General features: G+C 57.6%; 15 protein-coding genes. 8 read left to right on the top strand and 7 right to left on the bottom strand.

The features are described 5' to 3' along the window. Window positions 1–75 precede the first annotated feature (75 nt). Together ETAA8_RS30630 and ETAA8_RS30625 are read left to right on the top strand one after the other, a co-directional pair. Window positions 76–444 carry an RING finger protein gene (locus tag ETAA8_RS30630; protein ID WP_145098055.1) on the top strand — a complete coding sequence of 123 codons (369 nt, stop codon included), beginning with the start codon at window positions 76–78 and terminating at the stop codon, window positions 442–444. Between the two features lie 216 nt (window positions 445–660). After that, window positions 661–2,019, top strand: coding sequence for a PulJ/GspJ family protein (locus ETAA8_RS30625; protein ID WP_145098053.1), 1,359 nt, complete (start codon window positions 661–663; stop codon window positions 2,017–2,019). A gap of 18 nt (window positions 2,020–2,037) precedes the next feature. Here ETAA8_RS30625 and ETAA8_RS30620 read toward each other — a convergent pair whose 3' ends face one another. Next, the gene (locus tag ETAA8_RS30620; RefSeq protein ID WP_145098051.1) at window positions 2,038–2,334 is read right to left on the bottom strand and encodes a hypothetical protein; all 297 of its coding nucleotides are present in this window, start codon (window positions 2,332–2,334) and stop codon (window positions 2,038–2,040) included. 260 nt (window positions 2,335–2,594) lie between these two features. On the opposite strand from ETAA8_RS30620, the gene ETAA8_RS30615 reads away from it, so the two are divergent. Then, window positions 2,595–3,551: an aldo/keto reductase gene (locus ETAA8_RS30615; protein ID WP_145098048.1), complete on the top strand. Its 957-nt coding sequence runs from the start codon at window positions 2,595–2,597 to the stop codon at window positions 3,549–3,551. A 24-nt stretch (window positions 3,552–3,575) separates the two neighbouring features. Here ETAA8_RS30615 and ETAA8_RS30610 read toward each other — a convergent pair whose 3' ends face one another. From ETAA8_RS30610 to ETAA8_RS30590, 5 genes are all read right to left on the bottom strand, one after another. After that, window positions 3,576–4,217 carry a protein-L-isoaspartate(D-aspartate) O-methyltransferase gene (locus ETAA8_RS30610; protein WP_145098044.1) on the bottom strand — a complete coding sequence of 214 codons (642 nt, stop codon included), beginning with the start codon at window positions 4,215–4,217 and terminating at the stop codon, window positions 3,576–3,578. Window positions 4,218–4,268: 51 nt separating this feature from the next. Beyond that, window positions 4,269–4,661 (bottom strand): type II toxin-antitoxin system VapC family toxin, encoded by a 393-nt coding sequence (locus ETAA8_RS30605; protein WP_145098041.1) that lies wholly within the window; start codon window positions 4,659–4,661, stop codon window positions 4,269–4,271. A gap of 2 nt (window positions 4,662–4,663) precedes the next feature. Next, on the bottom strand, window positions 4,664–4,957 hold the full coding sequence (locus tag ETAA8_RS30600; protein WP_145098039.1) for a hypothetical protein: 294 nt from the start codon (window positions 4,955–4,957) through the stop codon (window positions 4,664–4,666). Between the two features lie 68 nt (window positions 4,958–5,025). Further along, window positions 5,026–6,060, bottom strand: coding sequence for a sugar phosphate isomerase/epimerase family protein (locus ETAA8_RS30595; protein ID WP_145098036.1), 1,035 nt, complete (start codon window positions 6,058–6,060; stop codon window positions 5,026–5,028). A gap of 504 nt (window positions 6,061–6,564) precedes the next feature. Then, window positions 6,565–6,864 (bottom strand): hypothetical protein, encoded by a 300-nt coding sequence (locus ETAA8_RS30590; RefSeq protein ID WP_145098033.1) that lies wholly within the window; start codon window positions 6,862–6,864, stop codon window positions 6,565–6,567. Window positions 6,865–6,937: 73 nt separating this feature from the next. On the opposite strand from ETAA8_RS30590, the gene ETAA8_RS30585 reads away from it, so the two are divergent. From ETAA8_RS30585 to ETAA8_RS30565, 5 genes are all read left to right on the top strand, one after another. Next, window positions 6,938–7,294, top strand: coding sequence for a hypothetical protein (locus tag ETAA8_RS30585; RefSeq protein ID WP_145098030.1), 357 nt, complete (start codon window positions 6,938–6,940; stop codon window positions 7,292–7,294). 33 nt (window positions 7,295–7,327) lie between these two features. After that, window positions 7,328–7,522 (top strand): hypothetical protein, encoded by a 195-nt coding sequence (locus tag ETAA8_RS30580; protein ID WP_145098027.1) that lies wholly within the window; start codon window positions 7,328–7,330, stop codon window positions 7,520–7,522. Window positions 7,523–7,656: 134 nt separating this feature from the next. Then, a complete protein-coding gene (locus tag ETAA8_RS30575) occupies window positions 7,657–9,087 on the top strand; it encodes a DUF1501 domain-containing protein (protein WP_145098024.1) in 1,431 nt (476 codons plus the stop codon). Between the two features lie 83 nt (window positions 9,088–9,170). After that, window positions 9,171–11,306 (top strand): DUF1501 domain-containing protein, encoded by a 2,136-nt coding sequence (locus ETAA8_RS30570; protein WP_202921365.1) that lies wholly within the window; start codon window positions 9,171–9,173, stop codon window positions 11,304–11,306. Between the two features lie 287 nt (window positions 11,307–11,593). Beyond that, window positions 11,594–12,748 (top strand): IS607 family transposase, encoded by a 1,155-nt coding sequence (locus ETAA8_RS30565; RefSeq protein ID WP_202921364.1) that lies wholly within the window; start codon window positions 11,594–11,596, stop codon window positions 12,746–12,748. A 132-nt stretch (window positions 12,749–12,880) separates the two neighbouring features. Here ETAA8_RS30565 and ETAA8_RS30560 read toward each other — a convergent pair whose 3' ends face one another. Further along, entirely contained in the window at window positions 12,881–13,453 is a 573-nt protein-coding gene (locus ETAA8_RS30560; RefSeq protein ID WP_145098016.1) for an REP-associated tyrosine transposase, read from the bottom strand. Window positions 13,454–13,598 lie beyond the last annotated feature (145 nt).

The following is a 13,598-nucleotide window of genomic DNA, read 5'->3' as shown; positions in this document are numbered from 1 at the left end:
ACGTATCAGCGAGGGAGATTGGCAATGCATCCTCGCTAACGCGTCGGGCTACTTGAGAAATGCGAAGGGGTAGCGATGTCCATATCACTCGTTTGTGCGCACTGTGAGCATGCGTTTCATATCAATGATCAATGGGCAGGCAAGAAGATTAAGTGCCCGGCGTGCCAGGGCAAGTTGGCAGTGCCGGCGACCGATGGTGCCAACCACGGGCAGGCCCTGAGCGACTTCATGCAATGGGCGGGCAGCGGCAAGGGGGCACAGGTGACAGGCGACGAAGCCAATTGGTTCCTGCAAACTGCCTCCGGCCGCCAGTACGGGCCCGTCGACCGCCGACTGCTCGACTATTGGCTGCGGCTGGGAGCCGTCACCTCTCGCTGCCAGGTGCTACGCGAAGGTGACAGCCAGTGGCGCTGGGCCAGCGAGTTGTACCCGCAGCTGGGGTGAACGAAGGCAGAATGAAGGAAGATACGAGAGTCGGTGTTGAGTAGAGGCCAAGGGTTCTTCAGGTAGCCCGACGCGTCAGCGAGGGGAAGTCGATAACGACTTTTCCTCCCAGCAAAACGGGCCATCAGAATAGTTCCCTCGCACGCCTCGGGCTACTTGAGAAGTGCAGAGCGATAGCGGTTCAGTCTGAAATGCGAATGGGAATTGGGGTGGGGAATGGGTAAGAGAATTCATAACACGTCAGCAGTTCGTAGTGCGTTCACGCTCATCGAGCTGCTGATTGCCATGGCGCTGACGCTGATCTTGGTGTACGCCATTGCAGAGTTCTATGCCTACGTCGGCAATGCCGTGCGCGATAGCCGCGCTATGATCGAACTCGGCGGCCAGCTGCGATCCGTCGGCCAACAGCTTCAAGACGATCTCGACTCGCTCACGCTGCGCCCGGAACCGTGGATTGACCCGAATGCTTCGCCGGGTTATTTCACGATTTATGAAGGGCCCTATTCGGATTCGCGACCCGATAGCGGAACGAACGATATTACCACGATCAACACGAATCAGATTCCGGACGTGGTGAACAACAACGTCACAACGCTGGTGGGAGACGGTGACGACGTTATTGCAATGACGATTCGGGCAGGGGACGTGCCGTTTCAGGGGCGGTACAACGGCGGCACGCAGACCTCTCAGTTTGCTGAGGTGGTTTGGTTTGCCACGTTTACGGATACGAATGGAGACGGCGATTGGGACCTGGGCGAACCGCGCTTGCTTTGCCGGCGGCAGCTGATTATTCGGCCGGATCTCGGCGTATTGGGGACGTATGGCACTTTGAGTAATGCCATCGACTTCTGGGACGATAACGATGTCTCTGCACGAATTTCTTATAACTCTACATCGATGCAGTTTCAGGTTGTCGCCAATTCACTGGCCGACCTATCGCTCCGCGAAAATCGCTTTGGATGTGCACTGCAGGGAAATGGCACCGCCATTAATTCAACTTCATGGAAAGAAATCGACATCAAGCCAAGCGACGTGAATTCGCTCAATGTCTATACGCTTTCGGGCAATGCGTTTGGCGAGGATCGGGTTCTTTCAAATGTATTGGCGTTTGATATTCGGGCCTTTGATCCGACCGCACCAATCTACGAGGATTCAAGTTCTCAGACCGCGTTAACGCCTGGCGACCCGGGATTTGCCGCACTTTTCGGTTCAGGTACCCCCACCCGCATCGGCGTCGGAGCCTGGGTAGATCTCTATTACAACCAGGTTTTGGCCGCACAAGGCGTTGCTGCAGGATCGCGCCCCTCGTCTTCCTTCTCTGGTTCGTCGGGGGCGAGTATTCCTTTTTGGGACACCTGGCCTCTCGCTTATGAGTTGCCGCCTTATAACACCGGAACCGGGCTCGATGGTCTCGATACCGATGGAGTCAACGGCGTTGATGACGCAGGCGAGCGGCAGACTCAACCACCCTATGCCGCTCCGCTGCGGGGGGTGCAAGTTCGCATTCGAGTTTATGAGCCGCAAACGCGTCAAGCGCGGCAGATCACCGTGGGAACCGACTTTATTCCCGAGTAAGGCCCGGCGGGCTACCAACTAATTCTCGGCGGCTTCTTTCACAATGTCCCCTTGGCTATTGATCAGGCCAATGGGGGTGCCCGCACACAGGCGCTGGGCATACACCAGGGAATCGTGATTGGTAGTGGCGATATAACGCAGGCCGGTCATGGCCATCAGTTGTTTCACGGCTTCTTCCAGATTGGCCGATGATTCGACGGCGATTAATTTATCGCCGGCAATGACATCAATCACACTGTCTGCCGCGGTTTGTAGTTCTCCTTGGTAGATATCGATAATTCGATTGACGACCGTTGAATGCGCTTTGGTCCCCATCCTGTTCCTTCAGCAAGGTTGCCGCTCATGGTTAGCCGGGCTCCAGAATACGGCGGAGGGGCCGGCAATACCACCCCAAATGGAGTATTGGTCACCGCTACAGTATCGACTGCGATGGTGACAAGTGAGTGTCATACCCCCTCCGAGTTCGCTGGTGGGAATTTAGGGTTTCCCCTACTGGCTCCGCCGCCAACATTCGGGCAATGATGAGGGGAATTCAATTCACGTTATGAGATTCAGCCTTTGTGGAGCAGCCGGCGATGGAATTGCGACCTCTAGGTCAAACGGGATTAAAACTTTCGCAGTTAAGTTTCGGCGCGTCGTCGCTGGGGCAGGAATTTCGAAGTGTCGACCTGAACGAAGCGCTGCGGTCGGTTCGCACGGCGCTCGATTTGGGGATGAACTTTATCGACACTAGCCCCTATTACGGCCGCGGCATGAGCGAAGTGTTGCTTGGCGTCGCCTTGCGGGATGTGCCCCGCGATAAGTACCTGCTCGGCACCAAACTGGGGCGTTATGACGGCGCGCACTTCGATTTTTCTGCGCGGCGCGTGGTTGAGAGTGTCGACATCAGTCTGCATCGGATGGGGGTCGACTATCTCGACATCATGCTCTGCCACGATATCGAGTTCGTCGATATGCGGCAGATCATCGACGAAACCCTGCCGGCCCTGCGCAAAGTGCAACAGCAGGGAAAAGTCCGCTTCATCGGCATTAGCGGCTATCCGATGAATATCTTCCGCTATGTGCTCGATCAACAGCCGCTCGATGTGGTCCTCTCTTATAACCACTACACACTTCAGAACACGATGCTCGCCGACCTCCTGCCTTATCTCCAAAGCAAGGGCGTAGGGGTCATGAACGCCGCGCCGTTTTCGGCCCGGCTCCTGACGCGGCAACCATTGCCCCCGTGGCACAAGGCGACGCCGGAAGTGCGCGCCATCGCCAAACAGGCAGCTGACCACTGCAGCAGCCGCGGGGTTGATATCGCGCAGCTGGCCGTGCAGTTCAGCATTGCTCATCCGGGGATGACAACGTGCATCGTGGGTTCAGCTAATCCCGAGAACGTGAAGAAGTGGGTCGAGTGGGCCGGGCTCCCCATCGATCAACAATTGCTAAGTGAAGTGCAGCAGATTCTTAAGCCGATTCACAATTGGTTTTATACCGAAGGCCGGGCCGAGAATAACGACCAGATTGAAGTAAGAACGCAGAAGTAAGAAGGCAGAATGAAAGCCAGGATGTTAGTCAGCGACTAACGGCACGAAGCGGCAACCGATCGAGGGCTGCAGTTCTGCGCGGCCGTCGATCTTGCGGATGATGGTCAGGATCTGTTGATCGGTCGGTCCGAAGGGACCAATGAGGAGCCCGTTCTCGGCCAACTGTTGCCACAGTGCCGGTGGACAATGGCGGGCCGCAGCCGTGAGGATGATTCGCTCGAAGGGGGCCGCTTCCGGCCAGCCGAGGCTGCCGTCGCCGACGCGCAAATGCACATTCGTGTACCCCAACGTGCGTAGCCGCACCCCTGCTTGCTCCGAAAGGTGCGCGTGTCGTTCGAGGGAATAAACCTCGGCCCCCAACTCCGCCAGAATCGCCGTCTGGTAGCCGCTGCCCGTGCCAATTTCCAGCACTCGTTCGTGCCCCAGCAGTTCCAGCGTTTGCGTCATCAGCGCGACCATATAGGGCTGGCTGATTGTCTGTCCACAATCAATGGCCAGCGCTTCGTCCGCATAGGCCCGCTGGGCTTCGTTCTCGGGGACAAACTGCTCGCGCGGCACCAGCGCCATCGCAGCCAGCACCCGCTCGTCGGCAATGCCGCGTGCACGGAGGTGTTGGTGAAGCATTTGCTGCTTGGCGACTTCGCGGCTGGTATGAGAGAATGTCATAGCCACAACTCTCGCAGATGCTGTGCCAAGGGAAACTCCGCCAGTCGTGCCTCAATCCAATAGCCTGCGAAAACCCTCCTGCTCAAAATGGCGATCGGTGGTTAACGCATCTTCGATTCTCTTCTCGCGCATCAGGACGAAACTGATGGCGTCGCAGAGGGAATAGTTTTTGTCGAGACGGGATTGGAGTAGGGCCATTCCGCGTTGATGAAGGTCCTTGTCGACCCAAACTATTTCTACATCGAGATCGTAAACGATGTCGTCCACGAACTCCAATGTCTTGTATCGATCAAAGCCTCTTGCCGTGGCGAGGGCAACAAACTCAGATAGCACATAGCCATGAGTTATCCGGTAACCGGCCGAGTCATACAGCTTTATTGCTAACCGATTGAATAGTTCGCGGGGCGAACAGACGTTGAACAGACCCGACGTATCGAGGAACATCACTATTCCTCGTGAGTGCTACCGTACTCTCGCGCCAGGTCAGCATCGATCTGCTCATTGTCCGTACCCACGGGACAGCCCAAATCGAACGTCCCGAAGTGTTTTCTTAAGAGACCGCGGGCTGGCTGTTTCGTTGTCCGCAGAGGGGCATTACCGTCGCCATGTTGAGAACGAGAATAAAGTCGTTCCATGTCGGCAGTCGCAATCTCGGCCGGTGACATTGACTGAGACGCGGCTTGCAGTTGCAATTGGGCAAAAGCATCGTCACTAAGCTGGATAATCAACTGCTGGCTCATGAGAGTCCTCCGCAAAACAGACCGAACCGATATCGGAATTATACCACCAAACCTGGCCAGGGCATCATCTACCCCTTCCTCCCCAGCATGCGGTCCATGGCATCGGACGTGTGATAGACGATCGCTTCGGGCCAGTGCGGGAAGGGATTGAAATACTCGAACGTCAGATAGCCGCGATAGCCGGTGTCGTCGAGCGCGGCGAGCACCGCGGGCCAGTTGGTGGTGCCGTCGAGCAGCAGGCGGAAGGCGTTCAGATTGAACTCGTGTACCTTTTTGCTGTACTCCTTTAAGTGAATATTTTGAATCCGCTTACCCAGCATTGGAATCCAGTGTTCGGGAAAGTGATATTGCATGATGTTGCCAGTATCGAAGTGGACCTTCACCCATTTGCTATGGAAACTATCGACGAATTGATTCATCTCCTGCGGGCTGTGCAAAAAGCCGTTGGCAAAAATGTTCTCGATGTTGATATAGACCTGGTTCTTCTCAGCGGCCGGCAGCATCGCCTTCACGCCGGCCGTGGCTCGCTCCAGGGCCACATCGTGGGGCACGGGCGGCTCATCGGGAATCCAGGGGGCATAGACCGAACCAGGCACGCAGAGCAAATTCTCGGACCCCAGCAGGCGGGCCGCTTCGATCATCTTCAGCGCCAGTTCGGTTCCCTTTTTTCGCCGGGCTGGATCCTCGTGCGTAAAGGCATAGGGCCAGAACAAGAACGAACAGACGCCGCTGATCTCCAGCCCCAGCTTCCGCGCCTGCTCGCCAATCGCCTTGATCTGCGCCGGCGACGTCTCGGGAGACAAATCCCCTTCCAGCGCGTAATTCACTTCCACCGCCTCGAAGCCCGCATCCTTGCACAGCTGAAAACACTCGGTGAGCGTCATCTTCTGCGGGTAGGGGAGCGCCCAAAGATTGATCGACTTCTTCATGTCGTAGCGCTTGGTCGGTTCCTTGGCGTTCTTGGCCGCCACGGGCGTTGTGCCCTGCTCGTTGGCCAGCAGACCTTGGGCAGCCAAGAACGACGAACCAAATGCAGCCGAATAAGCAAACACCTCGCGCCGGCTGAGCGAGGATTTCGAGTCGTGATCGGGAGAAGCAGACATTCGCGGACCCTCATAGAAAGAACATCAGCGGAACCAACTGCGCCGGTCATTGTCGCACCACTACGGCGGGAAGCAATTCGTTTCCCCCTTAGCCCGGCGCGTTAGCGAGGGAGAGTGCTCTTCGCCGCATTGATTTATTGTCGCCGTTTAGCCATTGGTTCCGACCGCGTTTGATTCGTTACGAGATTCGAGCGAACGAATTGCGACACGATTCAATTCTGTACCACACCATCGCTCTCCTCGCTGACGCTTCGGGTTTCCTGATTCATGCCAGTCTGTACCGGCCGTTGAAAACTCATTCCCGCCTCGACGTAACTTGTCTTGTACACGCCACCGAAATCATCCTATTCGTTGATAAACGAGTCGAGTTTTTCAACCAACATATGCGCCATTACCGAGGAATATGCTCATCGGTGTTGAAATTCCCCGGGGGTTTATCAACACCCCCCTTTTGCGTGCAAGCGCGACTTACGTCGCAAGCTCTCTTTTTGAATGCAATCTGAATCACGGACTCAGGTCCGGTATTTCCTGATATGTGGCGCCACTGCCGTAATGGGAAAGGTCGCCGACCCAAGCTCCTGGTCGCATTCTCCGATCCAACTGCTCAATAGGCAAGAAGAAAATGCTGAAGAATTGTGAACCGAATCGGTAGTGCTCCGGTGTCGCAATGGCTCCTCGACTGGTCACGTTACCAATGACCATGTGCCCTTCCGGCACTACCAGCGCCAGATAACTCCCGACATAAAGAATGGCCAGCAGTAGAATGCCTGCGATAATCGGCGCGGCAGAGCGGTTGTTGGGCATGAGAAGATTCTACGCGCGGGCTTCGGCCCGGTCACTCTGGCGGGGGTTTTTCGTGCATGGGTAGAATAGGGCTATGAGAATGACTCCAGCCCAAATGGCGGTTCATCTAATCTGCGGACTCAAACTCCCGCCGTTCGTTCGTACGTCTGACAGCATCGATGAACGGATGAACGAGGGGCGTGCTCGGCTAGTAAAGATAACCGGCAAGGACTTTGGCTACGACCTCCAAGCGTGGCACGATGACCTTAAGGTGACTCGCGCAAATGGTTGCGGCTACACCTATGGCCGCAACATTGCGCTACCGAAAATAATGAAGGGGGCGCTGGGATCTCGCGAGTGGCAGGCGGCCGCAACCCGTCTCACCCACGACAGCAAGCAATCGCCGGGTAGCGAATTTCAAACTGACGCACTACCCGGCCCGCGAACCTAGCGGGACTTTTTCATGCACGAGTAGAATGGAGTGATGGGATCCAAGCAGAATTCGCTGGCTATCGCACTTGGAGTGCTGCTCGTTACGGTTGCCGTTGCCGCAACGGTTATCGGTTGGATGACTAGCGATCCGAACACCAAGTCCGGACGGCTAAAACGCAATCTAGACGCCGTTACGGATGAGACCGAGCGGCGTGACCGCGAGATTGAGGAAATGACTCCCCCCTGAATAATGTTCCCTTGAGCCAGCCGGAAAGGTACGATAAACACCATTAGCCGCCGCTGATGGATGCCCGCTTGCGAAGCAGACCATCGACAAGGCTTCCCACCCAACACACTTCCCACCCCGCGAGAAACCTCCGCATGCCTAAGAGCGCGAAGCACGATCGAGCCTGCGCGGAGTTTCGCGCGCTGCAAACTTCGCGGCGAGCGGTGGTGCAGGCCGGGGCTGCGAGTCTGCTGGGGCTGGGCTTGCCGGCCCTGTTTGCCCATCAAGCGGCCAATCAAGCGCGGGCCGATTTCACGGGGACAGCAAATCGCTTGCTCCCAGGTTTTGGCAAGGCCAAGCGCTGCATCTTCCTGTTCATGTGGGGCGGCCCGAGCCAGCTCGATACGTTCGACTTGAAGCCCAACGCCCCCGCCGATATTCGCGGCCCGTTTCAGCCCATCAGCACCAAGGTTCCCGGGCTGCACATCAGCGAGCACTTCAAGCAGCTGGCCGGCGTGATGGATCAGGTCGCGGTCATTCGCTCGCTCTCGCATAACGATCCGGCCCACCTCTCCAGCGGACACACTTGCGTGACGGGGCATCTCGCGCCGGTCGTGCGCAGCGATGCCACGCCCCCCAGCTCGCGCGATACGCCGCACATCGGTTCGGTCCTGAGCAAGCTTCGTCCACCGCAATCGGCGGTGCCACCCTTCGTCATGTTGCCCTGGAAGGTCTTTCATCCCGCCGCACCCGGCGGACAAGCCCCCGGTCAGCACGGCGGTTGGCTCGGCCCCACTTACGATCCCCTGCTGGCCACCGGCGACCCGAACAAAGCTGATTGGAAGTTGCCGGCGATCGAACTGCCGCCAGGCGTGACTCCCGAGACGCTCCACAGTCGCTATCAACTGTTGCAGCAGATCGATGCTCAGCGGGCCGCCTTCGATGCGCTCCCGCGACCAGCGGCCATGACTCAGCATCAGGCCCGCGCGCTTGATCTGCTGGCTTCGCCCAAAGTCCGCGAGGCCTTCAACCTGGCCAAGGAATCGGCCGAGACGCGCGAGCGTTACGGCCGAAACATTCACGGCCAAAGCGTGCTGCTGGGACGAAGATTGCTGGAGCATGGCGTGCCACTGGTGAACATCAACTGGCACGACGACGGCCGCAACTTTTGGGACACGCACGGCAACAACTTCAACCGCTTGAAGGATGACCTCATCCCTCCCGCAGACCGCGCCCTCACGGCACTCCTGACCGACTTGAGTGACCGCGGCCTGCTTGAGGATACGCTCGTGGCTTGGGTCGGCGAGTTTGGTCGCAAGCCGCAGACCACCAACGGCACCGGTCGCGAACATTGGCCCTACTGTTACAGCGGGCTGCTGGCTGGCGCGGGAATCGCCGGCGGTGCGATCTACGGCAGTAGCGATCGCCACGCGGCCTATCCGGCGACGAACGCCTGCTCGCCGCACGACTATGCCGCGACCATGTTGCATGCCCTGGGCATTGAAGCCGGCGCGAAGTTGCACGACCGCGACGGCCGACCACACGCCGTTTACGCCGGCGAACCGATCACCGCTTTGTTTGCTTAGTGGGATAGGCTTCCAGCCTGTCAGGACGAGTTGGCATCACAGGCTGGAAGCCTATGCCACTTAAGAGAAGCCGGAGACTGACAATGCTCGAACTTCTCGGTAATTCGACTCCGCTGTGCGACCGTGTCTCGCGACGAGCCATGCTGCAAGTCGGTGCGCTCGCGCCGCTGGGTCTCTCGCTGCCGTCGTTACTCCTGCCGCAAGCGGCGGCCGCTGCGCATGGGCCTGGCTTTGGCAAGGCAAAGCGCTGCTTGCTGATGTTCATGTGGGGTGGTCCCGCGCATCAAGACCTGTGGGACATGAAGCCGAACGCGCCATCGACCATTCGCGGCGAGTTTTCGCCCCGCTCGACGAACGTCCCCGGCCTGCAAATCAGCGAGCTAATGCCGAACCTCGCGCAGCAGATGGATAAGGTCGCCCTCATCCGCTCGGTCACGCACACCGACAACAATCACTCGACCGGTGCCCACTGGATGCTTACCGGGCACAAGCATCGCCTGGCTGCCGAAAATTTTGGGGCTTCCCCCAGCGATCATCCGCATCTCGGTTCGGTCCTGAACAAGCTGCTCCCCAGCCAGGCGAGCATGCCCCCTTTTGTCTCGCTCCCCGATCGCATCGCGACCACTGCCGGGGCCATTGTCCCGGGGCAGAACGGCGGCATGCTGGGCAGCAAGTACGATCCGTTCACCATCGACCAGCATCCCGACTTGCCGAACTTCAAGATCGATGCGGTGGCCCTGCGCAAAGGAATCGATCCGGTCCGCGTCGCCGGTCGCCAGCACTTGCGGCAACTGATGGGCGAAGCGGCTGCGGGGCTCGACGCCAGCCGGCGCGTCCACGCGATGAACGAGTACTATCAACAGGCCGCCGACCTGGTGAATTCGACCAAGGCCCGCGAAGCGTTCGACCTGGCGCGCGAACCGCAGCCCCTGCGCGAACGGTACGGCAAGGGAACCTTTGGGCAAAGCTTGTTGCTCGCGCGGCGGATGCTCGAAGCGGGCGTGCGGTTGGTCACTGTCTATTGGCACCGCGACATGCCGGGGGTCGATACGACCTGGGACACGCACGGCCAGAACTTCAAGCAGCTGAAAGAACGGCTGGTGCCGCAGATCGATCAGCCCGTGGCCACGCTGCTGAGCGATTTGCATGATCGTGGCTTGCTCGACGATACGCTGATTGTCTGGTCGAGCGAGTTCGGTCGCACGCCGAAGATCAACGGCAATGCGGGGCGCGATCACTGGGGCCCGTGCAACACGGTCTGGCTCGCCGGTGGCGGAGTTCCCGGTGGGCAAGTCTATGGTGCCTCGGACAAGCACGCCGCCTATCCGGCCGATAATCCCGTCGGGCCCGCCGATGTGACGGCCACGATTTTTCATTTGCTCGGAGTCGATCCGCACGGCGTGGTCCACGACCGCGAACAGCGGCCGCACACCATTGCCCACGGCCGCCCTGTCGACGATATCCTCCGCGGCGAAGCCCAGCCCAACGACAACGATTCGGTGCAACCGGCCGAGCAATTGGTTTCGCAGCCCAACAGTGCGATTCTCGCCGATGCACCGCTGGCCTATTGGCCGCTGCAAGAACGGAGTGGCAAAAGTGCCCGCGACCTGGTCGGCAGCAGTGCGACCAATAGCAGCGTGGAATTGCCCAGCGGTCGCACGCCGGCTGCCTACCTGGGCGATGTCGCGACCGGCGATCAGCGCGTGAAGGCTGATGTGCGCGACTGGGCCGACAACTACACCGTCGAGTTCTGCTTTTTGAATTCGCTGGCCGTCGATCGCTTGCCGGTGACAGGCTATATGTTCAGCCGCGAGGGTGCAGCGGCCGGTGCTGACCGCGACCGCGGCGAGCACTTGGGAATTGGCGGCACGTTCAATCCTCAGCAGTCGCTGCAAGGAAAGTTGATCGTCTTTAACGGCGACGATTCACCGCGCGGCCTGCTCGTTGGCAAGACCAAGCTGGAAGTCGACCGTTGGTATCACGTGGCTCTGGTCCGCGAGGGCGAACACGTGAGTGTCTATCTCAACGGCAACTTCGCCCAGCCCGAGCTCAGCGGGTCGCTCGCCAAACAGTTCACCACCCGCACTCTGTACGCCGCCACCCGCAGCGACGCCTTGTTCGCCCTGCAAGGCCGCCTGCGAGACCTCGCCATCTTCAACAAGCCCCTTTCCCGCGAACGTCTCGCCGCCCACTTCGCCGCCAGCCAGGTGAAGGGGTAGTTTCTCTCTCTGCCGTCTTGGGTACATTCCGGTCGACTTGTAATTACGAAGCTGGGTGCCTGTCGTTTTGCGGAGCGGGCTGAACATGGCAGGCAAGAGTGGCCGTTGTGAGCCGATGGCAGGTTTTTTGAGCCATTCTCTCTTGCTTCATTCCCCATAATCTAGCGGCGAGGGGCGTTTCCTTCGCTGGGTTCGGCTCTCTAGCTGGCCCCGTAAATGAAAGCGGCGAGAGCAAGTGTTACAAGCACTCACTCCCGCCTGAACATCACTTGCGTATGGAGCAAGCAATGTCTGGCTACCAGTCTATCAACGCAGAATCAGGGACCGCAACGGAGTGGCTTTCAATCGGTGAACTCAGCAGGAGGTTCAAAGTTCACGTCAACACGGCGAGAAACGCGGCGAACGCTGGCCGGTTGCGAAGCTATAGGCTGAATGCGGCCAGCTTCGACGGAAAGAGCCACCGACGTTTCAGATTAGAGGACGTTCACGAGTGGCTCGGATTAGAGCAGGGGAAATCAGTTCAGGGAGATTCCAATGAACCCACGCGGCCTGCTGTGCTATTAGTTGCGCGAGTTTCAACCAGTTCTCAGAAAGCTGATTTACAACGTCAAGTTGAACGCCTAGAGGCATTCGCAAAAGAGAAGTGGGGAAAGGACGGCTGCACTATCCACAAGTACGTCCGGACGACCTCCGGCTTAAATTACAACTCAAGTGTTCTGACGAAAATGGTTCGGGACATTATCGACAACAAGTTCAACAATGGTTTTTTAATAATCACTTATCGTGAACGTCTTGTAAGACAGGGATTCGATTTAATAAAGACGATTTGTGAGTCCAAAGGAATCACCATAATCCAAACTGAGACTGAAGAATCTGTCGATTATCAAGCTGAACTTATTCAAGATATACTTAGCTTGAGTCATGTTTACAACTGTCGCATGTTTGGGGCTAGAGGCAACAAGAACAGAGTGTTCTTTCGTGAGCTTCCCCAGACCACCATCGACTTAATCTGTGATTTAAGGGCTAAAGGGTTCAGCCTGCGAGAGATTCATCGGAAGCTGGTTGAATCTAAAAGTAACGTGTGCTCAGGCGGGAGAAAGTTCGGCTTGCAGTTGGTGATTCGGGTGTTGAAACAAGCCAAGCCTTTGAACGATACCTCCCTTGCTAATCCGCGAAGCGGAGGAAGCTTCGAAAAGTGGCTGAAAACCAAGCTCCGCGTGGGTGGACGTGGGGCCAAAATCACGCGGGCCAAAATCCTCTCTGCTTACTCCGTTCACTGCGAGCAAAACGGGGAAAGACGAGTGAGCCGCAAGCTGTGCTTGGAGCAGTTGAGCAAGCATGTTCAAAAACTAGGTGTCGAAGTGACTGAGAACGGCGAAAGCGTGCTCTACACCGGGATGAACCTCATTCCGCACAGCATCACAACGGCCAAGGCCACTTAACTGGCAATGTGAGCCGATGTTAGGTTCTCAATCGCAGCAAAACACAGCAGCTGTTCAAACCAACTCGGCCACTTCGCTCTGCTTTACTGCGGAAAACGATAGGCACCCAATGCCACCGACAGCTCTCCAAGCTCAGGTATCAGTCAACCATTCGGCTGGAATGGGGTCGGGAGTCAGCGGCGACTTACCACCTTCATAGAAGGCCGCACTCGACCACTTCCACTCACTTCCCCTCTGGCACCATTCCTTGCGGACTGGGTTGTCGTGCAAGTACTCAATCATTTTGAGCAGCGTCTTGCCATTGGTGATATTGCGATCATAGCCACCTCCCGATTGCCAAAACAATCGCTCGGTGCGATGTCCGCGTCGTCGTGTGATTCGCTCCAGCCAAGGCGATTCGTTATCAATAAGAAACTGAATCGCCTGTTTTGCCACCGGCAGTTTGATGCCGGACCTGATCCTGCCGATTCGATACTTCTCGGGTCTTGGCCGCACAATCACATGTGCATGATTGGGCATGATCACAAAGGCCCAGAGGTCGAAATCGTGTTTCACACGAGCCCGCTCGATTGATTCAACGAGCCAGTTACAAGTTCGTTCCGCTTTCAAGAAATTGAACCTGCGATAGCAAGAGAACGTCAGCTCGTGCGCATGTCCTGGGGTATTGAAGTCCTGTCGGTGAACACGCTGGGGCCGGCCACGCATACCGCACTCTTGAGTGAGGGAACGAATCGATGGCTGCTGAAAGCTGATTGGCAGGTGGCTTCGCTGCACGTATTTGAGTGCCTGTCAACCTTTGCAATGGGATGCCTACCGGCACTGAAGTTGGGTGCCTGTCGTTTTGCGGAGC

The sequence above is a fragment of the Anatilimnocola aggregata genome, from assembly GCF_007747655.1.
In the GTDB taxonomy this organism is placed as follows: Bacteria; Planctomycetota; Planctomycetia; order Pirellulales; family Pirellulaceae; genus Anatilimnocola; species Anatilimnocola aggregata.
This window is presented reverse-complemented; position numbering and strand designations above follow the sequence as displayed.